The 24,518-nt window shown below is 55.8% G+C and carries 21 protein-coding genes and 2 rRNA genes; 11 read left to right on the top strand and 12 right to left on the bottom strand.

The window, feature by feature from the left end; all coding sequences use genetic code 11:
* The 3 genes from WCE46_RS01130 to WCE46_RS01120 form a co-directional block, all read right to left on the bottom strand.
* Window positions 1–86, bottom strand: a 23S ribosomal RNA gene (locus WCE46_RS01130); the annotation flags it as partial.
* A gap of 232 nt (window positions 87–318) precedes the next feature.
* Window positions 319–1,786: ribosomal RNA gene (locus tag WCE46_RS01125) — 16S ribosomal RNA — on the bottom strand.
* Between the two features lie 1,087 nt (window positions 1,787–2,873).
* Complete coding sequence (locus tag WCE46_RS01120) at window positions 2,874–3,668, bottom strand: DUF4013 domain-containing protein (RefSeq protein WP_424731854.1); 795 nt, start codon at window positions 3,666–3,668, stop codon at window positions 2,874–2,876.
* Window positions 3,669–4,072: 404 nt separating this feature from the next.
* Between WCE46_RS01120 and WCE46_RS01115 the strand changes: the two genes are divergently transcribed.
* Both WCE46_RS01115 and WCE46_RS01110 read left to right on the top strand, forming a co-directional pair.
* Window positions 4,073–4,600, top strand: coding sequence for a hypothetical protein (locus WCE46_RS01115; RefSeq protein WP_424731853.1), 528 nt, complete (start codon window positions 4,073–4,075; stop codon window positions 4,598–4,600).
* A gap of 47 nt (window positions 4,601–4,647) precedes the next feature.
* Window positions 4,648–5,673: a glycoside hydrolase family 18 protein gene (locus WCE46_RS01110; RefSeq protein WP_424731852.1), complete on the top strand. Its 1,026-nt coding sequence runs from the start codon at window positions 4,648–4,650 to the stop codon at window positions 5,671–5,673.
* Between the two features lie 67 nt (window positions 5,674–5,740).
* On the opposite strand, the gene WCE46_RS01105 is transcribed toward WCE46_RS01110, so the two are convergent.
* The 3 genes from WCE46_RS01105 to WCE46_RS01095 are packed head-to-tail and all read right to left on the bottom strand — an operon-like array spanning window position 5,741 to window position 10,709.
* The gene (locus WCE46_RS01105; RefSeq protein WP_424731851.1) at window positions 5,741–6,688 is read right to left on the bottom strand and encodes a segregation/condensation protein A; all 948 of its coding nucleotides are present in this window, start codon (window positions 6,686–6,688) and stop codon (window positions 5,741–5,743) included.
* Complete coding sequence (gene smc, locus WCE46_RS01100) at window positions 6,681–10,121, bottom strand: chromosome segregation protein SMC (protein WP_424731850.1); 3,441 nt, start codon at window positions 10,119–10,121, stop codon at window positions 6,681–6,683. Before smc ends, WCE46_RS01105 begins: the two co-directional genes overlap by 8 nt.
* Before the next feature lie 21 nt (window positions 10,122–10,142).
* On the bottom strand, window positions 10,143–10,709 hold the full coding sequence (locus WCE46_RS01095; RefSeq protein ID WP_424731849.1) for a hypothetical protein: 567 nt from the start codon (window positions 10,707–10,709) through the stop codon (window positions 10,143–10,145).
* Between the two features lie 278 nt (window positions 10,710–10,987).
* On the opposite strand from WCE46_RS01095, the gene glyA reads away from it, so the two are divergent.
* The 4 genes from glyA to cofE are packed head-to-tail and all read left to right on the top strand — an operon-like array spanning window position 10,988 to window position 14,682.
* Complete coding sequence (glyA, locus tag WCE46_RS01090) at window positions 10,988–12,229, top strand: serine hydroxymethyltransferase (protein WP_424731848.1); 1,242 nt, start codon at window positions 10,988–10,990, stop codon at window positions 12,227–12,229.
* 40 nt (window positions 12,230–12,269) lie between these two features.
* Window positions 12,270–13,106 (top strand): bifunctional methylenetetrahydrofolate dehydrogenase/methenyltetrahydrofolate cyclohydrolase FolD, encoded by an 837-nt coding sequence (gene folD / locus WCE46_RS01085; protein WP_424731847.1) that lies wholly within the window; start codon window positions 12,270–12,272, stop codon window positions 13,104–13,106.
* The gene (folP, locus tag WCE46_RS01080; RefSeq protein ID WP_424731846.1) at window positions 13,103–13,915 is read left to right on the top strand and encodes a dihydropteroate synthase; all 813 of its coding nucleotides are present in this window, start codon (window positions 13,103–13,105) and stop codon (window positions 13,913–13,915) included. The genes folD and folP overlap by 4 nt, the downstream gene beginning before the upstream one ends.
* On the top strand, window positions 13,912–14,682 hold the full coding sequence (gene cofE / locus WCE46_RS01075; protein ID WP_424731845.1) for a coenzyme F420-0:L-glutamate ligase: 771 nt from the start codon (window positions 13,912–13,914) through the stop codon (window positions 14,680–14,682). The genes folP and cofE overlap by 4 nt, the downstream gene beginning before the upstream one ends.
* A gap of 139 nt (window positions 14,683–14,821) precedes the next feature.
* Here cofE and WCE46_RS01070 read toward each other — a convergent pair whose 3' ends face one another.
* On the bottom strand, window positions 14,822–15,202 hold the full coding sequence (locus WCE46_RS01070; protein ID WP_424731844.1) for a hypothetical protein: 381 nt from the start codon (window positions 15,200–15,202) through the stop codon (window positions 14,822–14,824).
* A 135-nt stretch (window positions 15,203–15,337) separates the two neighbouring features.
* A complete protein-coding gene (locus WCE46_RS01065) occupies window positions 15,338–16,165 on the bottom strand; it encodes a class I SAM-dependent methyltransferase (protein ID WP_424731843.1) in 828 nt (275 codons plus the stop codon).
* Window positions 16,166–16,450: 285 nt separating this feature from the next.
* Here WCE46_RS01065 and WCE46_RS01060 point away from each other — a divergent pair, with 285 nt between their 5' ends.
* The 4 genes from WCE46_RS01060 to thsA all read left to right on the top strand — a co-directional run bounded on the left by WCE46_RS01060 (window position 16,451) and on the right by thsA (window position 19,846).
* On the top strand, window positions 16,451–16,645 hold the full coding sequence (locus WCE46_RS01060; protein ID WP_424731842.1) for a hypothetical protein: 195 nt from the start codon (window positions 16,451–16,453) through the stop codon (window positions 16,643–16,645).
* 5 nt (window positions 16,646–16,650) lie between these two features.
* On the top strand, window positions 16,651–16,992 hold the full coding sequence (locus tag WCE46_RS01055) for a hypothetical protein (protein ID WP_424731841.1): 342 nt from the start codon (window positions 16,651–16,653) through the stop codon (window positions 16,990–16,992).
* A gap of 265 nt (window positions 16,993–17,257) precedes the next feature.
* Window positions 17,258–17,920, top strand: a complete 663-nt coding sequence (locus WCE46_RS01050; protein ID WP_424731840.1) for a DUF5591 domain-containing protein — start codon at window positions 17,258–17,260, stop codon at window positions 17,918–17,920.
* A gap of 291 nt (window positions 17,921–18,211) precedes the next feature.
* Entirely contained in the window at window positions 18,212–19,846 is a 1,635-nt protein-coding gene (gene thsA, locus WCE46_RS01045; protein WP_424731839.1) for a thermosome subunit alpha, read from the top strand.
* Window positions 19,847–20,470: 624 nt separating this feature from the next.
* Here thsA and WCE46_RS01040 read toward each other — a convergent pair.
* The 4 genes from WCE46_RS01040 to cofC all read right to left on the bottom strand — a co-directional run bounded on the left by WCE46_RS01040 (window position 20,471) and on the right by cofC (window position 23,908).
* Complete coding sequence (locus tag WCE46_RS01040) at window positions 20,471–20,731, bottom strand: hypothetical protein (protein WP_424731838.1); 261 nt, start codon at window positions 20,729–20,731, stop codon at window positions 20,471–20,473.
* Between the two features lie 123 nt (window positions 20,732–20,854).
* Window positions 20,855–21,286: a universal stress protein gene (locus WCE46_RS01035; RefSeq protein ID WP_424731837.1), complete on the bottom strand. Its 432-nt coding sequence runs from the start codon at window positions 21,284–21,286 to the stop codon at window positions 20,855–20,857.
* Between the two features lie 37 nt (window positions 21,287–21,323).
* Window positions 21,324–23,117 (bottom strand): MFS transporter, encoded by a 1,794-nt coding sequence (locus WCE46_RS01030; protein WP_424731836.1) that lies wholly within the window; start codon window positions 23,115–23,117, stop codon window positions 21,324–21,326.
* A 152-nt stretch (window positions 23,118–23,269) separates the two neighbouring features.
* The gene (cofC, locus tag WCE46_RS01025; RefSeq protein WP_424731835.1) at window positions 23,270–23,908 is read right to left on the bottom strand and encodes a 2-phospho-L-lactate guanylyltransferase; all 639 of its coding nucleotides are present in this window, start codon (window positions 23,906–23,908) and stop codon (window positions 23,270–23,272) included.
* Between the two features lie 104 nt (window positions 23,909–24,012).
* Between cofC and WCE46_RS01020 the strand changes: the two genes are divergently transcribed.
* A complete protein-coding gene (locus WCE46_RS01020; protein WP_424731834.1) occupies window positions 24,013–24,492 on the top strand; it encodes a GyrI-like domain-containing protein in 480 nt (159 codons plus the stop codon).
* The last annotated feature ends 26 nt before the right edge of the window (window positions 24,493–24,518 follow it).

The following is a 24,518-nucleotide window of genomic DNA, read 5'->3' as shown; positions in this document are numbered from 1 at the left end:
TCTACCCGGAGCTTATCGCAGCTTGGCACGCCCTTCTTCGGCACTTGAACCGAGCCATCCACTGGTAGGTTTAAACTAATGCTCCGCTAAACCCATTTAACGTCCTGAGTGCAAACCTTTACACGGCCTCGCAAAGTCATTGGTTTGACTTTCAGCCCTTCCCTCGTGATTCACATCTCGAGGTGCATCTAAACAGCCCCCTGGGATTCGAACCCAGATTATTGTGTTCCCTTTTTCGAACACCTGAGCCTTTTCTTGTCGACACCGGCAATTTTACAGTTTGTCTAGCAACCGCATAAACCCGAAATAAAATTCGTTAGGAGGTGATCCAGCCGCAGATTCCCCTACGGCTACCTTGTTACGACTTAACCCCCCTTGCAAAACCTAGATTCAACCGCCGCAGAAAACGACGGCTTCATCAAGACCTCACTCGGGTGGTTTGACGGGCGGTGTGTGCAAGGAGCAGGGACATATTCACCGTGCTATTTTGAAACACGATTACTACGGATTCCAGCTTCATGTGGGCGAGTTGCAGCCCACAATCCGAACTAAGGATGGGTTTAGGAGATTGCCTTCACCTTTCGGTGTCGATACCCATTGTCCCACCCATTGTAGCCCGCGTGTAGCCCGGACAATTCGGGGCATGCTGACCTACCGTTGCCCATTCCTTCCTCCTCTTTAGCAGAGGCGGTCCCAACAGTGTCCTCTCCATCCCGGAGGACGAGCTAGCAACTGTTGGCGTGGGTCTCGCTCGTTGCCTGACTTAACAGGATGCTTCACAGTACGAACTGACGACGGCCATGCACCTCCTCTCAGCTAGTCAAGTAGAGTCTTCAGCCCGACTATCATTCAGCTGTCTTGTCCGGTGAGTTTCCCGGCGTTGAGTCCGATTAAACCGCAGGCTCCACCCGTTGTGGTGCTCCCCCGCCAATTCCTTTAAGTTTCAGCCTTGCGACCGTACTTCCCAGGCGGCACGTTTCACGATTTCTCTTCGGCACCTCGGTGACTCGTGGTCACCGATACACCTAACGTGCATCGTTTACAGCTGGGACTACCCGGGTATCTAATCCGGTTTGCTCCCCCAGCTTTCGTTCCTCACTGTCGGAGCCGTCCTGGTGAGACGCCTTCGCCACAGGTGGTCCCCCAAGGATTACAGGATTTCACTCCTACCCCTGGAGTACCTCTCACCTCTTCCGGTCCCTAGTCTGCCAGTATCCCTGAGACGCCTTCCGGTTAAGCCGGAAGATTTCCCCAGAGACTTAACAGACCAGCTACGAACGCTTTAAGCCCAGTAATAGTGGCCACCACTCGAGCCGCCGGTATTACCGCGGCGGCTGGCACCGGTCTTGCCCGGCCCTTTCTTCACCAGTTATTTACACTGGCGGACAGCCTGATTTTACAGGCACTCGGAGTTCCCTTATCACGATTGCTCGCATTGTAAAGTTTTCGCGCCTGCTGCGCCCCGTAGGGCCTGGATTCGTGTCTCAGAATCCATCTCCGGGCTCTTGCTCCCACAACCCGTACCGATTACAGGCTTGTTGGGCCGTTACCCCAACAACAACCTAATCGGCCGCAGACCCATCCTGAAGCGGCGGACCTTTCAACTACAGAGCATTCCAGCATCCATAATCTATGGGGTATTATCCCCAGTTTCCCGGGGTTATCCCCCTCTTCAGGGTAGGTTGTCCACGTGTTACTGAGCAGTATGCCGAGGTCTTACACCTCTCGACTCGCATGGCTTAATCGAACTCCGATAGCAGTGGCCTCTGGCAGGATCAACCAGAATTCTAATTGTACATCTGTACGCACACTAAATATCTGAACCTTAATTTCGAGGAATTAGCGGTTACTAAACAAATTTCCGCATTGCCAGTATCAACGTCAGAACCAACTCCGGTCAAGCCGGGTCGTGTTGGATCTCCATCAAAGAATATTTGCGTATGTTCGTCGTGTTTGTTCACTTGAACACGGGCTCATAATGTATGTTTCAAGGATATTTATACCTTGTTACATGCAGTGTTTGTATTCGGAACCAAACCCCGGGATCTACCGGTTTTATTGGATCTTCATCACACGCCTTTCGTCGTGTTTTTGATGTAAACACGGGCTTACAATGTAGGTTAAAGGATTATTTATACCTTGTTGCCTGCACTGTGCCCACTTCGGACCCGATACGTCCCTTGCGGGCCGTTTTCGTCGGGTCTTCATCAGAAATTGTGGATCACATTATTCCACACTCTAGCATTTAAGGATTACTTCCCGTTCATCCCATTTTCAAAATCTGTAGCACATGCCGGGATTGTATCTGATGGCCAGATACTTCTTAAAATCGGCAAGAATTGCATTTCGAATCCATATGTCACGATTTCAGATTTTGGAGGCATTCCCGGTCGTAGCATACGGCGCGACTGCCACCGGGCCCTCAGGATCGATCCCGAAATGCCGCTGAAATCAGGGGCAAATGCAGGAAATGGCGCACATTTGAGCGGGAACTGTATCCTTGCGAACCACCGGTCGGAACGGGTCGCGCAGGAAATACCTTGAACCCGGCCCCACCCTGCCGCACCAGCCTCATCTCTGATTCCCCCACCGCTGCGCTTATCGCATACCACGTATGCAGGATAACGGGGTCGGTTCGATGGAGGTTACAAGGCCCGGGCATCCGCGATCGCGCATAATTTTCCGGCCCGGGACGCTAAAATTCGCGGGGGGCCGCACCCGGACATAACAGGTTAGCAGGTACATCCCGCAATTATGGCAAAAACACATGGGGAGAGTTTGTGTGAACTCGGGGGTTCAACCATACCCTGCTCATTTTTCAGTTCTTTACTCGTCTGAAAAAAAGATACGCCCGGGGGGCGCTCGACGGCTTTTCAGGCAGTGACCGGTGCAGGTACCGGCGCCGGCGGGACGCTGTGGTCATAGACCCGGCTGATATACCGGGCGGAGAAGACCGAAATGATCGGCGTGAGCACCAGCTGGATAACCCATCCGGCAAACGGGATCAGCGCGAAGAGCGAGATGACGAGACTGGCGAGGATGACAAGCACCATCATGATCACTAGGGCGAGGATGTAAGTACCCCAGCCGATCGCCTGGATCGTACCGGTGATCGCGGAGAACCGGAGCCCTTCCCTCATGCTGCCGGTACGGGCAAAGCGCACACTGCCAAGAACCGCATAGAGGCAGGTGATCACGAGCACAATAAGCCCGATAAGGATGAGGATGAACCCGGCGCCCGTCATTGTGCCCATGGACGCACTGCCATGAGCCCCGAAGAACATGAAGGCAAATGCGATAACAAAGATGACAAGAGCCGGGACGAACCAGAGGAACCCGACAATGGCGAGCTTGATCCCGTCAAGGTACAGGGAACACCACGCATTAAACACGGGCGGGGGCGTTGTCCCGCGGTAGACCCGGACGAGGTACCCCGATATGATAAACGAAAGGAGTAATCCTGCACAACAGAGCGCGACGAGCCGGGGCCACGGGATCAAATCCCAGTGAATCGTTGCCCCGGTGAAGATCGTTTTCGGATCGAACACGAACCTGATAAGGGCAAGGGGCAGGCTGCAGATGATAAAAATAAGCCACGTGACCCAGTTCCCCGCAAGAGCTGCCTTTGTGTACCCTATCGATTCTGAAACAAGTGCGCCGTAATCCATAGTATACGATACTGGAGCGCACCTTATAAAAATGACGTCAGGCCTGATCGGGCAGCGGGAAAATGAGCGGGAATGCCCGGACAACACTTTAGGTATATGAGACCCCTGCACCCACAATATGCAGACATTGAGCAAAAAAGGTCAAAATTTTATCTTAAAGATGTGGAGATTTCGCAGGTAAAATGTAGGTAAAAAGAAATTGTCCAATGGGGGGTCACATGATCCTTTTTTGTTTTTTTGGCCGAAATGCGCTCTAGTCACACGGGAAAACCAGTAAAAAAATCCTAAAATATTATATCGTAAAATTCTCTTTCTGGCAGGGAGGAATCTACCCGGGATCCAAAAAGGCCTAAAACCACTTTTTGTATGTGTGACCCCCTCCACTAACCGGTAAGGCTTTCTGCATGAGGGAGCAGATATCGCAGTGTATGCCGGTCTTTACTCCAAAACCGGGATCCCTGAGCGCCTACCGGATCCTGAAACATCCGATTCCCGATATCGAAACTTTCGATTCCATTGTCAGGACACTTGTCCGGTCAAACCCGCTCGGCTGCACCTCGTTCTTCTCATTGCGGAAGAACTATCCCCCGGTCAAGGTCGTCCGCGAGATGTATACCGCAAAATTTGCCTACACGACCCCGGGAGAAAAACGCATCGGGACAAGCTCGGAGGTCTACGACTCGGTCGAAGGTTACGAGACCGGGATCGCCGCCATGATCTCGAACATGGCAAACCTCGCTGCCCACCGGGGGAAGATCCGGCACCGGAAGGACGCGGATCTCTTCTCAGTGATCCTGAAATGCCATGACCCAAACGACGGGATCTACTTTGTCAGCCTCGCCCGGCGCCGCGTTACCGTATCCTCGTATACGGACGATGCTATCCGTAAGAAGGTGGAGGCATGGGCGGAGTCTGTACCGGAGTTACTCTAGCGGGTGGGCGCAGGACTATAAGTGCATATACAACGGACTAACCGATCATGAGGCTGACTCTCCCCGTACTGATCCTTGCTGCGCTGCTCCTTTTTGCCGCAGGCTGCACCCAGAACGCTGCCCTGCCAACGGGGACGGGAACGCCGCAGATAGAAAGTACCCCGGTGACCGGGAGCACACCGGCCCCGACCACCGTGGCAGATGGAAAAGTGATCGCTGCCTACTGGTACCTCTACCCGGACCCGAATGACGATACCTACGGTCAGGTTATGCAGGCAAAAGACCAGATCCCGTGGACAAAGATCAACCGGATCTACATCGGGTTTGCGACGCTCCATGACGGGGTGCTCACAGATCTGCCGGTCGGGGATTCGGCTGACAATACCGCACAGAGGGCGGAGATGCAGCGCAGGATCCGGGAGATGGTGGCACTCTGCCACGAGAATAACCCGGACATGGAGGTCTTCATCACCTCGAATTTCGGCAGCGATCTTGATACTGAATACCTCGCAGCCGCACAAGACCCGCAGAAGTTTGCCGACAGTGTCCTTGCCTACATGAAAGAGTATGATCTCGACGGTTACGACATGGACTGGGAGAGCAGCCGGATCGACGAGTATGCACCGCAACTGACCTCGCTTCTCTCGATATGCCACGCTACGTTTGCGGCAGCCGGGAACAACCCGCATGGCCGTCCCTACCGGCTGACCCACACGGTCTGGCCCGGGGTCGAATCGGCAGAAACGGTCGCCGACCTCAATGACAGCGTGGACCAGATCAACATAATGTCCTATGGGATCGGGGATAAGTACGATCTCGTATCGTACGCCGACTCCTATGCGGCGGCCGGCTTCCCCTACGAGAAAATGATCGGGGGTGTCGAGAGCGAATCAGCATATACCGATAACGTGGGGCCGGATACCGAGGCTTCGATTGCGGCGAAATGCGCCTATGTAAAAGAGCACAACCTTGCCGGCCTTTTTGAGTGGCGCATCGATAATGACATGCGTCCCGACAACAGCCCGCCGACCTATCAGGTGACGGGGTGGATATACAACTGCATGGCAGGGTGAGATCTCCCGTTCCGGTTGTGGATCATGAACCGGTCGGACCCTGCTAAAAACAGCCGGATACCCGGCGTCATACTACCGTGTCGCCCTGGTCCGGTTCCTCGTCCGCCTTCACCACGTGCACGAACACGTCCCCGAAGAACTCTTCCTGCCGGAGGTTGCACTGCCCGTCCAGCGCTAAAAAGAGCAGCGGGATATATACATCGGGAAGCTGCCAGCCGAGATCCTTACAGAGTTCCGTGAGCGTGATCTCGGTGTCCGGGTCGGCGTTTGCGAGGCACTCCTCGATGACCTGCCGGGCCGAGTCCTGGTACCCTTCCTCGTGGGCGATACCGACAACATCGTCGGCTTCGACCAGGTAATCGTCATCTGCGGGAGGAAGCCGGCGCCGCCTCCGCTCCTCTTTTTCAAGGTTCTTGAGTTCGATGATCAGCTCGAAGAGGGTGACCGGGCTCTTCCGGAGGCTTTTACGGTCGAGCCGACGCTGGATCTCCCGTTCCAGCCGTTCGATGGGTCCGAATCGGCCCTCATCCTCGAAGTCAATGTCGCCCGCGAGATCGAAGTCCTCGCCACCCTCACCTTCACTGTCGCTGTCATCACCGGATCCGAGTTCCAAGTTCTCGGATTTCATCCGGAGGAGCGTGGCCGCAAAAAAGAGCGTGCGCCCCGAGATCTGGAGGTTGAGCTGCCGGCACCGCTCAAGCTCGGAGAGGAACCGGTCGGTCACTTCGATGATGTTGATGTTCCATGGGTCGATCTCGCCCCTTTCTGCTAGGCCGACGAGAATCTCGACCGGGTCCTCGACGACTCCCGGCCCCGGTTCTTTGGGGGTGTCCCCCGCCGTCGGAGTCCCGACAGGGGCCTCGGCATCAGGAGTCTCGGCAGACCCAGCTGCACCGGTATTTCCGGTTCCGGACGGGTTCCCCTTCGGGGCTTTGACTTCGGCAGGTTCGCCAGCACTGACTGCCTTTGCACGCTTACCCGCCCGGCGTTTCCCGTTTTTGTCCGGTTCAGCCATGGACCTTGACTCCGGTAACAAGCGTGCTCTTGTCCGGCCGGCTCGTCACGCCCATGATTCTCTGCGCAGCCTCGATCATCGGTTTACGCAGCGAGACGATGACAAACTGCGATGAGGGGGCAAGATCTGTTATCATCGCCGCGATCCGTTCCACGTTCGCGCCGTCAAGCGACATGTCCACCTCGTCAAACGCATAGAACGGCGCCGGGATGTAGTGCTGGATAGAGAAGATAAACGCGAGCGTGGTCAGCGACTTCTCCCCGCCCGAGAGTGAGGAGAGGAGGTGGACTTTCTTGTCCCGGGGCTTGACCGCAAAGGTGAGCCCCCCGGTGAACGGATCCTCCTCGTTTTCGAGGACGAGATTCCCGCTCCCACTCGTGAGCCGGGCAAAGATCTCCCGGAAGTTGGCATCGATCGCCTTGAATGCGGTCATGAATGCCTCGAACTTCATCTGCTCGTATTTCTGGATGCGTTCGATTAAGGTCTCCCGCTCCTTTGAGAGAGTGTCTTTCCGCTCCGTTCTCTCGTCAACCTGCCGCTGGATCTTCTCGTACTCCTCGATGGCGAGCATGTTGACGGCACCGATCTTGTGGAGGGCGAGTTCGGCATCGGCGATCTTTCCCTCGATTTCCATGAGGGAGAGGTCGGTCTTGATCTCGCCGATCTGGGCGGTGAGTGCGGCGATCTCGGCCGCAAGTACCTGTGCCCGCTCCTCAAGGGCGACAAGCTGGATCGTGAACCGTTCCTTGTCGTTATCGAACTTCATCAGTTTTGTTTCCGAGGCATGGATGCTCTCAGATACTTCGGCCCGTTTCTTCCGCAGGCCTTCGAGTTCCCCGGAGAACTCCTTCTGCTTCTCTTCGAGTTCGCCAATCACGGTCTTGTGGGCCGCAATCTGCTCGTTCGACCCGGCAATCTCCGCGTCGATCTGACGGTTGCGCTCGTCCAGCCGGGCGCGTTCCTCGGAGAGTTCCCCGGTCCGGGCCGTGAAGTGCTGGCGCTCACGGGAAGCGTCATTCATGTCCGCTTCCTTGTTCCGCAGGCGCCGTTCCGCTTCCTCGATCTCTTTTTTCTTCTTCTCTATCTGGTCGGTGAGCGCCGGGATGTTCGTGTCGTCCAGTTTCTTCTTTATCCCGTCGATCTGGGCCGTTACCGCGTTGATCGCTTCAGTGACCTTGTCGAGTTCCCCTTCGAGTGCGCCAAGCTCTGCGGCGCTGTTGCCGGTCTCCTCTTTCTGCCGGGCAACCGCCGCCTCGATGGTCTGCTTCTCGACCGTGATCGCCTCGAACCTCCGGGTATACTCCTCGGTGACCGCTCCCGCCCGGGCCATGTTCTGGTCGATCTCGTTTCTGAGCGCCCGTTTCTGGTCTACCTCTTCGGTCAGCCTTTTCACGCCCGCTTCAAGGGTCGATGCCTCACCCGCGAGATCGGCAAGGTGTGCCCGGATCCGGATGATCTCATCGTCCACGGCTGCGCCAAACCCCTTTACGGGTTTCCTTGCCGAGCCGCCGGTCATCGCCCCGCTCTTTTCCAGCAGTTCGCCTTCGAGGGTGACCATCCGGTATTTCCCTATCAGTTTCCGGGCCCGGTCAAGCGTATCGACAACAACCGTCGCCCCGAGCGCCACAGCAAAGGCCCGGTCGTACATTGGGTCATAGTCGATGAGGTTGACCGCATAATCGACGACGCCGGGCTCCTTTACCGGGGGAAGCGTGGGCGGCCTGAGCTTGTTCAAGGGGAGGAGGGTTACCCGGCCGAGGCGCTCGTCCTTTAAGTACCGGATCGCGTCGGCCGCGATCTGGTCGGTGTCGCAGACGACAAACTGGAGCTTGTTTCCCGCGGCGACGTTGAGCGCCATCGTGTACTCCGGAGGCGCCCGGCCCAGTTCCGCGATGGTGCCGTGCACGCCCTCCATCGCCTTTACCGCCTCGATCGCTTTCCCGCCGGACTCTCCCCGGGCCTGCTGGGCGGCTTCGAGCCGGATCGCGTCCTGCTCGGCATCCTTCATCTCCCCGCGCAGCCGTTCGAGAGATGAGCGCTGGGCAAAAAGACCGCTCTCCAGCTCCGAGAGGTTCCGGTCGAGTTCCTGTTTCTGGCCTGTAAGCGTTGCAACCGTCTTTTCGTTCCCGGACAACTGCTCCTGCTTTGCCGCGTACTCCTCGTCAAGCTGCTTCTGGAGAGCGGTGAGGCGTTCAAGCTCGCTCGTCCGCATCCGGCTCTTCTCGATGAGCATGTCCTGCTGGTGGAGGATGGTGGACCGCTCGCCTTTCTTTCCCTCCGCCTCCTCCATCAGCGCGAAGAGTTTCTGCCGGGATTCCTCTGTATCCGATGAATACTGCCGGATCTCGGTCTCGACCTTCTCCAGCTGTGCCTTTGAGGTCGCTACTTCCATCGCGATGTTCGTGCGGTCGATGGTGAGCGTGCGGATCTGGTCGGAGAGCTCCGCGACCCGCGCTTCCGCCCGTTTGGTATCTGCAAAGACCCGGTTGATCGCTTCAAGGTTTCCCTCCTTGTCTTTTTTGAGCCGGGCAATCGTCTGCTCAGCGAGCTTGATCCCGCTCTTTGCCTCTTCGAGGTCGGCGATCAGTTTCAGGTAGTCGGGCCCGCTTTTTTTGTTGATAAGCTCGTCCACATCCGCGAGGTCGGCCTTAAGGTAGGCGAGTTCGTTCTCCTCGATACCCCGGTCGGCCGCGATCCGGGAGATCTTAATCTTCTGCTCCTCAGCTGACGCGAGCAATGTCGCCCGTTCCTTCTCCTTGTCGTGGATCTGGGCGGCGGACCGGCATCCCTGGTAGAAGGCGAGCTCCTTTTGCCACTTCTGGTATTCGAGCGCGTGCTCCCGCTCTTTTTTGAGCTCGTTTGCCCTTTTCGTCAGTTCGATTAAGAGGAGCTCCTCGCGCTCGATGCGCTCCCTTACCACGTCAAGCTCTGAGAGTGACTGCTGTTTTTTGGTATCAAACTCTGAGACACCGGCGATCTCGTCGATGATCTTCCTGCGCTCGTTGTCACTCATCTCCATGATCCGGGTCACATCGCCCTGCATCACAACGTTGTATCCGTGGGGGATGATACCGAACTTTGCGAGGTGGTCGACAATATCGCTCTGCTTGCAGAGCCGGTCATTCAGGTAATTATAGCTGTAATAGCCGTTCCCCGTCCGTTTGATCCGGCGGCGGATCTTTGTCCCATCGGAAAATTCGATGGCGACCTCGGCGGTATTCTTCCCGGAGTTAAGGTTGATGAGATCGGTGAGCTTCTCGGCACGCAGGTTGCGGGAACTCGAAAGAGCGAGGACAAAAAGGACTGAATCTATGATATTGCTCTTCCCGGAGCCGTTCGGGCCTGATATTACGGTGAAACCCTCTAAAAAGGGGATCTTTGTCTTTTTTGAAAAAGACTTGAAATTATCTATCTCCAGCTCTGTGATGTGCAAAGATCCGGCTCCTCGTTGTCCTTACTTCTTTGCTGCATCGGACTTGTCTTCTTCCACGGCATAGATCAGATCGCTCTGCTTGGGCTTTGCCGAAACTCCTTTCTTGTTCCGCCCGTAGCCCGCCGATGCAACGATGTAGTCCTTTTCCCCGCGCCGGGGCTCGAGTTTCATCGTCCCGTCAGTCTGCATGATCATATCCATCGCAGGCTCTGCCGGTGCTTCCGGTTCGGCATCCGCCGCACGAGAGCCTTTCCTTATGACAACCGTGCTTCCTCCCTGCTGGGGTGCAGCGCTACCGGCAACGGCGCCGGGCACCTGCGAGCCCTGGATGATCGGCTGTACGCGTTTGAGTTCCTGGCGGCTGCGTTCTTCGGTCTGCTTGGACATCTTCATCGCTATGGACTTGAGGTCAAGGAGCTCCTGGGTGAGCCCCTTTACCAGCGCTTCCATCTCGTTGACCTTCTTTTCGAGCGCTGCAACGCGGTCTTCGCCTGCACCGCTTCCTGAACTTTCCATCATTTTGACCATTTTCTCCTTTTCTTCAAGTTCGAACTCTAAGTACCTGATCTTTGCATCCGGTTGAACCATGCCATACCTGTATAACTTGTGATATATACTGGTGCGGCGCACTCCTTATTAATAATAGTAGTGATCTGCGGATGAGAAAAAAAGGTTTGTGCTTCTTTTTCCCATAAAAACAGGGTTCTGGCCCACAGAAATCACCCGATCCGTGCCCAACGCGCCTTCCGTATCATGTACGCACCCCGCAAAAACCGGGGATAAATGGCTTTTTCCACGAGAGTCTCGCCATCCCTGCGCTTATCTTAAGAAAAGGTATTACCTGATCCAAACCAACCTTTGTGCATATGTCGTATCTTTCCCAAACTGATCCAGAAATAGCAGATATCATTGAGAAGGAACGGCTCCGCCAGACAAACGGTCTCGAACTGATCGCGTCCGAGAATCTTGTAAGCCGTGCGGTGCTCGAGGCTATGGGGTCAATTATGACCAACAAGTATGCCGAGGGCTACCCGGGAAAGCGGTACTATGGCGGCTGCGAGTTCCATGATATGGCCGAGAACCTTGCCCGTGACCGGTTGAAGAAACTCTTCGGCGCGGAGCATGCAAACGTCCAGCCCCACTCGGGCACCCAGGCGAACATGGCGGTTTATTTCGCGTACATGAAACTGGGAGAGAAGATCCTGAGCATGAAACTTAACCAAGGCGGTCACCTTTCTCACGGCTCCCCGGTCAGTTTCACCGGCAAGTTCTACCAGGTCGCCCAGTACGGCGTCGACCCCAAAACCGAGATGCTCGATTACGGTGCGATCGGTGAGATGGCAAAGAAGGAGAAGCCGCAGATTATTGTCTGCGGCGCTTCTGCTTACCCCAGAACGATAGAATTTAAGGCATTCCAGGAGATCGCCGATGATGTCGGTGCCTACTGTATGGCCGATATTGCCCACATTGCCGGGCTTGTCGCGGCCGGTATCCACCCGACTTCGGTCGGCGTGGTCAACTTCACGACCACCACAACCCATAAGACCCTCCGCGGGCCCCGTGGCGGCGCGATCATGTGCAACAGCGAGTATGCGCAGGCGATCGACAAGGCCGTCTTCCCGGGCATGCAGGGCGGCCCCCTGATGCACACGATCACGGCAAAGGCGGTCTGTTTTGAGGAGGCACTCAAGCCCTCGTTCAAGGAATATAACAAGCAGATCGTGAAGAACGCGAAGGTGCTTGCCGAGACCCTGATGAACAACGGCATCCGGCTCGTTTCGGGCGGCACGGACAACCACCTGATGCTCATCGATCTCACCAACCAGCACCTGACCGGCCTCGAGGCAGAAGTGGCGCTGGGTAAAGCCGCTATCACGGTGAACAAGAACACGATCCCGAACGAGACAAAAAGCCCGTTTGTCACGAGCGGGCTGCGGGTCGGCACACCGGCCGTCACCTCACGGGGCATGAAAGAGGCCGAGATGCGCCAGATCGGTACCTGGATCTCTGCGGTTGTCAAGGACATCAAGAACGAAACGCTGATCCAGAAGGTCAACCGGGAAGTCACCACGATGGCGCAGAAATTCCCGATTTACCCGACAGTATAATAATCTCTTTTCTCATTTTCTATTTACAGGGGATGCGGCAATGGTCACCATTCTTGATGGGAAAGCGGTATCGGAAAAGCGGCTTGAACTCCTCAAGGAGGCCATTGGAGAATCCGGTCTGTACCCCCGGCTTGCCACGGTCATTGTGGGCGGCGACCCGGCCTCGCAGATGTATGTCCGTATGAAGCACCGGGCCTGCGAACGGGTGGGTATCGGGTCGGTCGGAATTGAGATTCCGGGCGACGCCACCACGCAGAAGGTGCTGGAGACCATAACCCGGCTCAACGAGGACGCAGATATCAACGGTATTCTTGTCCAGCTCCCGCTCCCGAAGCAGATCGATACCGACAGGATCATCTCTGCAGTCAGGACCGAAAAAGATGTGGACGGGTTCCACCCGACAAGCCTTGGCCTCCTGATGAGCGGGAAGCCCCGGTTTGCACCCTGCACGCCCAAAGGGATCATGACCCTGCTTGAGGAATATAAGATCCCGGTAGCCGGTGCCCGGGCTGTCGTTGCCGGGCGGAGCATCGATGTCGGGCGTCCGATGGCTGCGCTCCTTACCAATGCCGATGCGACCGTAACCATATGCCACAGCAAAACCCGTGACCTTCCGGCTGAACTTAAACGGGCAGATATTCTTGTCTCCGCTATAGGGAAGGCGCATTTTATCACACCGGAGATGGTGAAACCCGGCGCGGTCGTGATCGATGTCGGCATCAACCAGCTTGACGGGAAACTGGTCGGCGACGTGGACTTTGCTGCGGTAAAAGATAGTGCATCGGCAATAACCCCGGTTCCCGGCGGGGTAGGCCCCATGACCATTGCAACGCTCATGGAGAACACTTTTGCTGCGGCAGCAACGAGGATGCCATGAAATCCTGCCGGGTCAATAAGATTGAGATCAGCGGAGATGCTCCACCCCGGCTGATGGGTGTCATCAACTGCAGCGATGAGTCATTTTACTTCGGTTCATATACACCAACCGAGAAGATCCACGCGACTGCAGTGGCGATGATTGAGCAGGGCGCTGACATGATCGATATCGGCGCACGGAGCACAGCGCCGAACACCCAGGCGATCAGCGGGAAAATGGAGGCAGACCGTATAGATGACGCACTTAAGGAACTTGACGGGAGTGGTATCACGCTCTCGGTTGACACTATGCACCCGGGTGTTCTCGAGGTCTGCCTGAAGCATGATATCCATGCCGCAAACGATATCAGTGGTTTTGTCTCCCCCTCATATGCGAAAAAGGTCGCGGACGCCGGGCTTCCCGCATTTTTGATGGCCACAAACCAGCAGCCGGGAGACCCGATCGGCATGAATGAGACCCTCGCCTCACTTGAGGGGGTCATGAAGCGGTGCGAGGCGGCCGGCGTGGACAACTATGTGCTCGACCCCGGCATCGGCATCTGGACCCCGGTGCGCTCGGTCGAAGATGACTGGGAACTCTGCCGGCACTTCAACGAGTTCCTGCGCTTTGACCGCCCGGTGCTCGCCGCAGTATCACGGAAGACGTTTGTCGGGATGCTCCTCGATCGTGATCCAGCCGAACGGCTGCCGGGTACTCTTGCTGTCACCATGGAACTCCTGGAAAAAGGCGCATCGATCGTCCGGGCGCATGATGTGGCCGCTACACGGGACGTGATGAAGGTGTACGAGCACATGGTGAAGGGGATATGAATACCTCGTTTACCGTAACCGGTCTTCCCACTGGCATTATCAGACCCCATGACCCGTTTACCGACAGGATTATTGCAGCAGCGACTGCAGCATGCAGGGGTTTTGCCGAGGGAGATATCCTCATCCTTGCTGAGACCTCGGTTGCCACAGCAGAGGGAAATGTGGTCAGGCTCGATTCGGTCACCCCCTCTCCGCGTGCACAGCAACTGGCAGAAAAATACCACATGGATCCCCGAACGGTCGAGGTCGTCCTCGCCGAGAGCGATTCGGTGGTCGGCGGCATCCCAGGTTTTCTGCTCTGCATGAAGCACGGCACGCTCCTCCCGAATGCGGGAGTAGACGCGTCCAACGCCCCACCAGGATGCATCGTGCCCCTGCCGAAGGATCCCGATGCAAGCGCTGTGCGCATCCGGGACGAGATCGCACACCGGTGCCACGTGAGGATCGGGGTGATCGTTGCAGACAGCCGCACCCACGCGATGCGCCTTGGTTGTTCCGGGGTAGCTATTGGCTGTGCCGGCATCACCTCAGTCATCGATGATCGGGGACGGAGCGACCTGTTCGGCCGCAAACTGGAAGTGACAAAAAGGGCGGTCGCGGACAACATCGCATCCGCGGCCGAACTCGTGATGGGCGAGGCGGACGAGTGCACGCCCGCTGCCATCGTCCGGGGCCTCGGGATGCCGATCGGCGATCAGGTCGGTGTCGATACCATTGATGCGGACGAATGCCTTTTCATGGGTGTGTTCCGCAAGAGCCAGACCTGAAAATGTGGCGGGGCCGCTTATCCGGCCCGTCTTTCACGCTTTTTTTGAACCGTCAGGGATTACTCCTAATGTGATCAGGTTCGTCCCGATTTGTCATGCGCAGGCCTCCAGAAGAGAGTCTGACTGTGCCAACGAGAGCCTAATTATCATCCGAGGTCACTGAAGAGGTGAAGTTATAGGCGCAGTCAAGGTCGGCAAACTCGGAAAAGGAGAATGTCTCCTTAAGTTTCTGATGGGGTACCATGGACGGGATCTTAAATGTTGACGACTGGGAATGGCAGTACGCGGTCGTCGGCATCAGGTTGATCTGGAGCTCGATGTTCTCAAATGTCCTGTTAGTGGGGTTCTCAATCTGGAAATCCGCGGTGTAGAAATCGACCGAGCCGACGTTTAATGGAGTGAAAGAGTCCAAGTCGCCACTCATGACCGTGATCGCGGTATTCGGAGTCCGGGATGAGACGCAGCAGGCACTAAATACGCACACGAACAACACCAGTACGATCCAGAAGTACCACCTCATACTTTTCATCATCCGCATTTTTTTGGTTTGCCGTTCTGCTGAAATATGTACCTGCACACAGAGAAAAACCAGACGGTTCTCGGGGCCAATGATATGGCGGGAGGGTACTCAGAAAACGCAAGGGGGCCCTGTGGTTCATCTGCGTTTTGCGATGATAAGGTGAACCGTTGACTCGTCGGTAAATTTCCCCGATGGTTCAAGATCGAGAAGGCGCCGGGTCAACCGTTTGCGGAACTCTGCATTTCGATCCGTAAGGAGCGCGGGGGCGGCATAGGATGTGCTCAGCTGGAGCCCGATAATATCGTCAACAGTCAGCTCTTCCCGGACCGGGAAATCATATTCCTCAATAACAGGAAACGGCGATTGTAAAAAGATCTCCTCGTGCCGATCCTGTTGTCCGCGTTTCAGGCGTCCCGAATAGTCCCATGCATCGCCGAGCATCTCATGGAGCACCTCTTTTACCGCACCGCCCCACCTGTTATCGAGATGCGAGAGAAAACTGTCGTTCCGGCTCAGGCACGCGATCCCGCCGCCCGGTTCAATCAGGGTGTCCAGCGTCACAAGGACATGAGGCCGGTCCATCCAGTGAAAACTCAGGCCCATCGTGCAGAGCCTGAACCGAGGGAGTGCAAGTTCTCCGAGACTTTTGTCTGACCCGAGCTGCCATGAGATCCCGCAGCTATGCGCCGCGGCCTCACACCTGCGTGCCTCCAGAAGCATCTCCGGTTCAGGATCGATGGCATGAACACAGAAGCCCCGCGCTGCAAGGGGGATCGCCACATTGCCGGTCCCGCAGCCGAGGTCCAGGATCTCGGATGACGGAGTAAGTGCGAACCGGGAAATAATGGTGTCAAACACCTCCAGGGGGTATCCCCTCCGGTACCGGGCATAGTAACTGGCTTTTCCCAAAAAAAAGCCGGCCTTTCCCGGATGTGATTCCCGTCCCGTTGCTGGATCGGTCATAGCGTACCCCGGGAAAAAGTGGTCACGGGAATTCCTTCCGGGTCTGCGCAGGGATTCTGCCCGGACCTCGCATAACTGACAGTCGTGTGACGTATAAAAAACAGAACATGATCCGTCATCATGAGTGAAACAGCCATCCGGATGTATTATTATGGGCATTGCAGTAGTAAAAAATTGCTCCGGGCCGGGATTGTTTTCTGACCGGTGGTACAGGAGATCATTCCCTCCTCCCGCATCGATCCCAGGAATCCGAGGATTCTTTCCCGGATTATGCCAGCAGGCATAATGTCCCCCACACGAAAACAGGTAATTGTTCGGTTGAGCGCCATGAAGATCGTGTTAGTTCTCATTGACGGGGTCACGTTCCCTGATGTTGCCGGGGCATATAACCCGCTCACCCGGCTCAACACCATGGGGTTGTTGCAGGATCCGGATGACCCGTATTATGCCCCGGCAGACGGGCCGGCACCGACAAGGTGATCCCGATGGCGGCCCTGCGTATCCGGACAGAACGGCTCGACATGATCCCGGTAACAGTGGAGATCCTCAAAAGCGACCTCCACGACCATGCAGCACTCGCCCGGCTGCTGGAGGCCACGGTGCCTGCCGCATGGCCGCCCGATGAGATGAATGACGAGGTACTCACCGAGTTCATCCGGATGATGTCGGCAAAGACCGATCCATTCTTTTCCTGTTGGTACTGGGTGCTGGATACACCGGGTAAGAACGGGCGCGTCCTTGTCGGGAGCGGTGGGATCGCCTCGGCATTAAACGCGCCGGACACGGTTGTGATCGGGTATGCGGTACTGGCCGGGTTCCAGGGGTAAGGGTACGCAATCGAGGCCGTACGGCATCTTATCCCGGCGATATTTGCAGACGAACGTATCGCACGGATCATGGCGACAACCTACCCGTAACTCGGGGCATCCGTCAGGGTTCTCGAAAAGAACGGGTTTATCTGCACCGGGGCGACTGCCCGTGGCCAAGGGTTTTCTCCGGGGACACTCGGATTTGTTCTGGAGAGGCGCAGGACGAAGTGACGGTAACCGGTTGTTTCATAGGGTAGCGTAAACGATTCTGTTAGGAAGAACCATGGGAGCTCCTGCACCCGAACCGCAAAAAGATCCGGAAAAGCCGTTTCTTACCGGCCCACCGTTTTACCTTGAGGAGTTCGAGCAGTCCTACCGGTACATCATCGACGAGTACGAGGTGGCACCAAAGGACATTGCGATCTTCATGCCCTGTGCGGTGAGAAAACCCTACAGCACGAGCCCGAGCCACCAGCTCATCCGGATGATTATCTCGCAGGTGCTCGATGAGTCCCGGTACCATATCGTGATCTTTGGCACCTGCGGGATCGTGCCATCCGAACTCGAAACGATGTACCCCTATGCCCACTACAAGTACATGCTCGGGAAGTGCAACGATGACAAGGTAAAGGAGGATTTCCTCACCATCGAGACCGACCGGGTGGCCGGGTACCTGGAAAAGACCCGGCACGTGTACAAATACCGGATCGCGTACTGCATCGGCCTTTTCCGGGAAGCCCTGATACGGGGCTCGGAGAAGTCTGGGGTAAAAATCGATCTTCTCCTTCCCACAAAGAACCTGATCAACCGGGTGATCGAGGAAGAGGAGTGCCGGTTCCAGGAAGGGAGCCTCTCGATGGACGAGTACCTGGGCGAGTTCTGCGACGGCCTTGTCCGGTTCCGGAACGCACATCCGGACCTTAATCAAAACGCACAAGGTGCGTAGTTTTTTTGTATGTGCATGCAGTAAAGGGATTTTTTTGCCGCAAAAAAAGTGGTGACAAAAACCCCGGGCCACAGATAGACATATGAGGCGACAAAGCAACTCTTGCCCATCACAGGAGTGCATATGAACCGGTGTCACCGGCAGGGCCGTTGACATACCTGGACAACCCGTGACGTGGTGGAGTGTGTAATCCCCCGACACGAATGCACTGCACCCGGTGCAAAAAGACCGGGAGTACGAACGGCTATTTGCCGGAATACCAGAAACGAAAATAAAAGATCGAGGTTTGAAATGTCACAACAGCTTGGCGGACAGCCAATTATTATTCTCAGGCAGGGAACGACACGGAATCGCGGCGAGGAAGCCCAGAACAGCAACATTGCCGCAGCAAAGGCCGTGGCAAACGCGGTCAGGTCGACCCTCGGGCCAAAGGGCATGGATAAGATGCTCATCGATGGCATGGGTGATATCGTCATCACCAACGATGGCGCAACCATCCTCAAACAGATGGATATCGAGCACCCGGCCGCAAAGATGATGGTCGAGATCGCAAAGACCCAGGACGATGAAGTGGGTGACGGGACGACATCGGCGGTTGTTATCGCGAGTGAACTCTTAAAGCAGGCAGAGGATCTGCTCCATTCACGGGTCCACCCGACCGTTATTGCGGAAGGGTACCGGCAGGCGGCCACAAAGTCGCTGGAGATCCTTGAGGGGATTGCCATTGCCGTAAAACCCACAGATACCGCGATGCTTGAAAAGGTCGCGGAAACGGCGATCAGCGGCAAGGGCGCAGAGGCTTACAAGAAACTGCTCTGTGCGATGGTCGTAAAAGCTGTCATCTCGGTCGCTGACCCTGACGGGACAGTCGACATCAAGCACATAAACGTGCAAAAGAAAGTCGGCGGAGCAGTGGAAGACACAGTCCTTATCGAAGGCATGGTCCTGGACAAGGAGCGGGCGAATCCCGGCATGCCAAAAACTGTGAAGAACGCGAAGATCCTTCTTCTCAACGCTGCACTCGAATATAAAAAGACCGAAGTCAACGCGAAGATCAACCTCTCCCGGCCTGACCAGGTACAGGCCTTCCTGGACGAGGATGAGCAGATGGTGCACACCCTTGCAGAGAAGGTTATCGCGAGCGGGGCGACGGTGCTGTTCTGCGGAAAAGGCATCGATGATGTTGCCCAGCATTATCTCACAAAAGCCGGGATTTTTGCGGTCCGCCGGGTAAAAAAGAGCGATCTCGAAAACCTTTCCCGCGCCACCGGTGCAGCGCTTGTCAACAGCATCGATGCGATCAATTCCGCCGATCTCGGGACTGCGGGCCTTGTTGAAGAGAAGAAATTCTCCGGCGATGAGATGATCACGGTCTCGAAATGTAAAAACCCAAAGGCGGTTTCTATCATTATCCGCGGCGGTTCCGACCATATCATCGATGAGATCGAACGCGCCCTCCATGATGCTCTCATGGTTGTAGGGGTTGTCGTAAAGGAGAAGAAGATCGTTGCCGGAGGCGGGGCACCCGAGACCGAACTTTCGCTCCAGCTGCGGCGCTATGCCTCGACCATCGGGGGCAGGAACCAGCTTGCCGTTGAAGCATTTGCATCAGCCATGGAGGTTATCCCGCGTGCCCTTGCCGAGAATGCCGGGCTGGATCCCATCGATATGCTTGTTGCGATCCGGGCTGCGCATGAATCCGGACACCGGACATTTGGTCTTGATGTATACGCGGGAAAACCTGTCGACATGCTGAAAGCCGGCGTCGTTGAACCCCTGAAGGTAAAGACACAGGCGATAACAAGCGCGACCGAGGCGGCAGTCATGATCCTGAGGATCGACGATGTCATTGCATCGTCAAAAGCATCTGTCCCGCAGGGTGGGATGCCCCCCGGTGGAATGCCACCGGGAATGGGTGATTACTAACATCACTCTTTTTTTATGGCTTTTCACGGCCAATACTGGTCATTATTGAGAAATTACCTAGTATCTACCATCATACTATACGTTAGGACATCCAATATCTAATACACAAACGGTTTTTGGGCATACCTATGATCGCACCCGTTCCTGATTACCAGGAACTGCGATCCTTCACCTCCCGGATGAAACCATTTTTGTAGTATCGAACGATTAAAAACCAGAGTCCTTTACCTTGTGCTCTGGCAGACCAGCACATAAAAGAACGAAACAAATGGCTAAACAATCCTTAAAATCGGTTATCATGGGAACACGCTCCGGATACGTTATCCGGTGGACCTGTCCTGACTGTTATGCAGAAAATGTGATCATCAACAGGACTCCGGCTGAGTTTTTCAAGGCCTCCCGGGATTCCTCATGCCGGCACTGCAGGAAGCGTTCAACCATATCGACGCCCTGCCTCCATCACTAACCGGTATTTCATTTTTGTTTTGATTTCTTTAGAATGCCGGACCGGGTAAATCCGGCGACTGTCAGTCATTATCCTTTTCGTGCACTTGCCTTCACCGGGGTCTGCACGCGGGTGACGAAAACCGTCCCTACTTCCTGTAAATACAAGGGAATTGTTCCCTATGACGGCAATGATTTTACGAGGAGGTAGAATGCGCAGAGTGCAGAGGCAAGGGCGGCTACGGAGAGACCCAGCGCGAGCGCTGACGGTATAGTTACCCCGTTATACGGCAGTATCTCTTTTATGCCAAACAAAAAGAACGCGATTGCAAGGAACCAGCCATAGGTCTTCTTCTCCGTGAAGGCAACCCGGAGCCCGTAGATTACCACGAGCACGTCAATGCCGATAAGAAGCGGGGTATACCATTCAGAAAGGGTCATCACGTACTGATTGACGCAGCACGTTTAAAGGGATGCGCTCCAAGGCTCCAATACCCTGTCACGGGTCAGAACTGAAGCGTTGGACCGAAAAGCAGGCTACAAACAGCAAAATAAAAGATGCCGTTACTTCACCACAAGCACCTTGCAGGGTGCAGAACGTATGATCTCTTCTGCCACGCTCCCGAGGAGCAGGCGCTCCAGTCCCCTCTTTCCCTGCGTGGCGATCACGATCAGATCGATCTTTTTTGCGACTGCGAACTTCACGATCTCGGCCGCAGGACGCCCCTCAAGAATAGATGTCTCAACCTTCACATCGCCGGCCTGGGATTTTATCCGGGCAAACGCCTGTTCTGCCTCGGTCTGGAACAGACGGTATGTATCACCGAGAGGGATATCCCCCGACATCGATGAGAACGTACCCGTGTCGATTACGTATACCGCATACACAACAGCCCCGGTGGCACGGGCTATTTTTATTCCCTCGTCAAGGGCAACACGGTTCTTCTCCGAGCCATCCGTTGCGATCAGGATCCTGCCAAGCAATAGTTCTGTCATCGTACGTTTCCTCCCTCTTTTCGTATCTAAACAGTTCCTACTTTACGTTCCCGCCAGATACCTCTTGCGGATCGTCAGTGCTGCTGCCACCATCTTTGCCCGTGCCATCGATCTCCACCACGTACTTCTCACCCCGCATCGCACAGAGCAGCGCGGCAATAAAGGAGATACCTGCCCCGATATAGAACGAGAGGGCAAGGGAGGGCATAAAAGCCTGCGCGAGCGTCGTCGGGAACCAGGCCACCCCGGTGAGGGTTGCAAGGGTCGCCGGCGCAACCGTGGCAAGCAGGGCCGGGGAGAGACCTGCCAGGATCATGTGGACCGGGTTATAGCCAAGGAATGCCGCAAACAGTGCCCCGGTCGGAGGAATCGCGCTCATCGCGGGGATGAGCGGCGTTGCATTGGCAGCCGAAAGTGCCGCAGAGAACATGGAGGGGAATGCACCGGTAAGTCCCACGACGATAATGGTAAAGAACATCCCCATGGAGAGGACAAAACCGGAGTTCATCAGGGTTGACATCATGCCAGAGGAGACACCCCGCTCTTCCGGGGGTACCGAGTTCATGATCGCCGCAGCATTGGGGGAAGAAAACATCCCGTTCCCGAGACCCATGATCAGGAGAGCCAGCGCAAAGGGCAGGTAATCGAAGTTATAGGGCAATATGGCGAGGATCAGGAATGAGATCCCGACAAGCACCATGCCGAGCGTGCTGATCCACCGGGCACCGTACTTGTCAGAAATGATGCCCGAGAGCGGGCCCATGATCACAAACCCTACGGTGAGCGGCAGCATGTAGACCCCGGCCCAGAAGGGTGTCGATTCGAAACTGTAGCCATGCAGGGGCAGCCAGATCCCCTGAAGCAGGATGATGAGCACGATCATCACTCCGCCCCGGGCAAGTGCGGAAAGGAAACCGGCCGCATTTCCGAAGGCGAAGTTGCGGATCTTAAAGAGATCCATGCGGAACATCGGATCCTTCACCCGTGTCTCGATGATGGGGAAGGCAATAAGGAGCAGGATACCCGTCAGGAGTGCGGCAATAACGAACGGATTTCCCCAACCCATGGATGCGCTGCCGTACGGGAGCAGGGCATAGGTGATGCCGACGAGAAATATCGTCAGGCCGCCGATAAAGGAAAGGTTCCCCCAGATATCGATCTTCTGGGTCCTTCTTGGGTAGTCCGGCTCTTTAAGTTTCATAAACGCCCAGATGGTCCCGATAACCCCGAACGGCACGCTGATCAAAAAGACATACCTCCAGTGGAAGGCTGCAAGGATCCCCCCGATGATAAGACCAACAAACTGGCCCGAGAGCGCCGCCACCTGGTTGAGACCAAGCGCCTTTCCCCGTTCGTCAGGGGGGAATGCATCAGTGAGGATCGCGGCACTGTTGGAGAAAATGAACGCCGCGCCGACCGCCTGGATGAGCCGGAAGACAATGAGTTCGATTGCCCCGGCATCACCAGTATCTGGTGTCAGGAACAGGAGGAGAGAGCCTGCCGTGAAGATGGCAAACCCGATATTGTAGAGACGTACCCGCCCGTACATATCAGAGAGCCGCCCGAAACTGAGGAGCAGGGTGGCGGTCACGATCCCGTACCCCATCAGGATCCAGAGCAGGTACTGGAACGAGGTGAGCGGGTCGATGTTGATGCCGTTAAAGATGGCGGGAAGGGAGATGAGGATAATGCTCCCGTTCACTGCCGCCATGAACATGGCAATCGTCGTGTTCGAGAGGGCGACCCACTTATAACCGGGGTCCCGGACAGGGGCTGCCGGTACTCCGGCTGGCGTGAGGGAAACGGGTTCTGGTTGTGCTGTTGTGTCCAAGATATTCACCGGATCTGAGGATATCCCGTATTATTTTTTCTGGCACTCCATTTATAGGAACCACTATGCTTTTTAGCATATAGTATCATCGGGCGCAGCAATGCAGGATGACGAACATGACATGGAAGGCATCATTAAAAAAAAGTCTGTTTTTATTGAGAGGGAGCAGCCTTCCGCACCACGCCGACCCGCCCGTTCTCTGCGGAGAGTACAAACCCGAGCGCTTCGAGATACTCCCTGCTTTTGCCCGTCCCGTGGGTGAGGAGTTCCACGAGATCGTCGTTCTCGTCCATATCCGTATGGAGCACAAACGAATCGATCACTTCGCAGGAGAGGCCGGCTTCCTGTGCGATCTTCAGGTGCTTCAAGAAACTCATACCGTAATAGTCGACATGGAATTTTGCCGGTTCTGCAAGGAAGATCGCGTTTGTCCCCCCTCCCCGACCCGGCACAACCGCCATGTCACTTTTTGTTGTGATCACCCGTTTTATGGCGGCACCGGTGGCAAGCGGGAGATCGGCCATCAGGATCAGGATCGACCCCACCGACTGCTGGAGCACCTCGTTTAAGGTGCCGCTTAAGTCCTTATCAGGGATGGTGATCTGGATGTCCTCGGAATCGAAGAGTTCGGTCGCTATGATCACCGGGCTGCAGTTTGCATCCTTTGCAGCAGCGATCACGTCCTCGAGCATCGCCCGGGCAAACGCCTCCCGTTCCTCAGGTGAAAGTATCCCGGCAAGTCTGCTCTTGGGATTTGCGGGCTTAAAGGGAATCAGTGCATGGGGACACATGTGATACGCTCATACGCAGGACAATTTTAAAAAAGGTACTGATTTCGCCCGCAGCGGGTATGAGAATACAGGATTTAACATCGTGGACGGGCAATAAATATACGATGGACTGTCCCGAATATACCACGGTTATGCTCCCCGCACGGATCGCCGTCGGGATCGAACGCCGTACCTGTAATGCTGACGGCAGGTGCCTGCAGGACATCCCGGCCTGCTGGCAGGAGTTTCTCGCAACAAACGCGGCAGCACGTATCCATCATCGGATCATACCGCCGGTAATGTATGCAGTATACTCAGATTACACATCGGACTGGACCGGGGAGTACAGTTACCTCCTCGGTTGCGGTGTGACAAACGCTGCAACTCAAAAAAAAGGACTCTCTGTCAGGCACATTCCCGCACAGAAGTACGCGGTTTTCCATGCCCGTGGTCCGATGCCGGATGCCGTTGTCGGCGTCTGGGGAGGGATCTGGGGATCGGACCTGCCCCGCAAGTACTCCTGCGACTTCGAGGTGTACGACAGCAGGTTTACCGATAAAAAGAACCCTGAAGTTGACATCTGCGTGGGCATACGGGACATCTAAGACCATTCACGATTTCGGCTCCCTGA

This window comes from Methanoregula sp. (assembly GCF_049690535.1).
Lineage (GTDB): Archaea > Halobacteriota > Methanomicrobia > Methanomicrobiales > Methanospirillaceae > Methanoregula.
The sequence above is the reverse complement of the archived record's forward strand: the minus strand, read 5'-3'. Positions and strand labels throughout refer to the sequence as shown.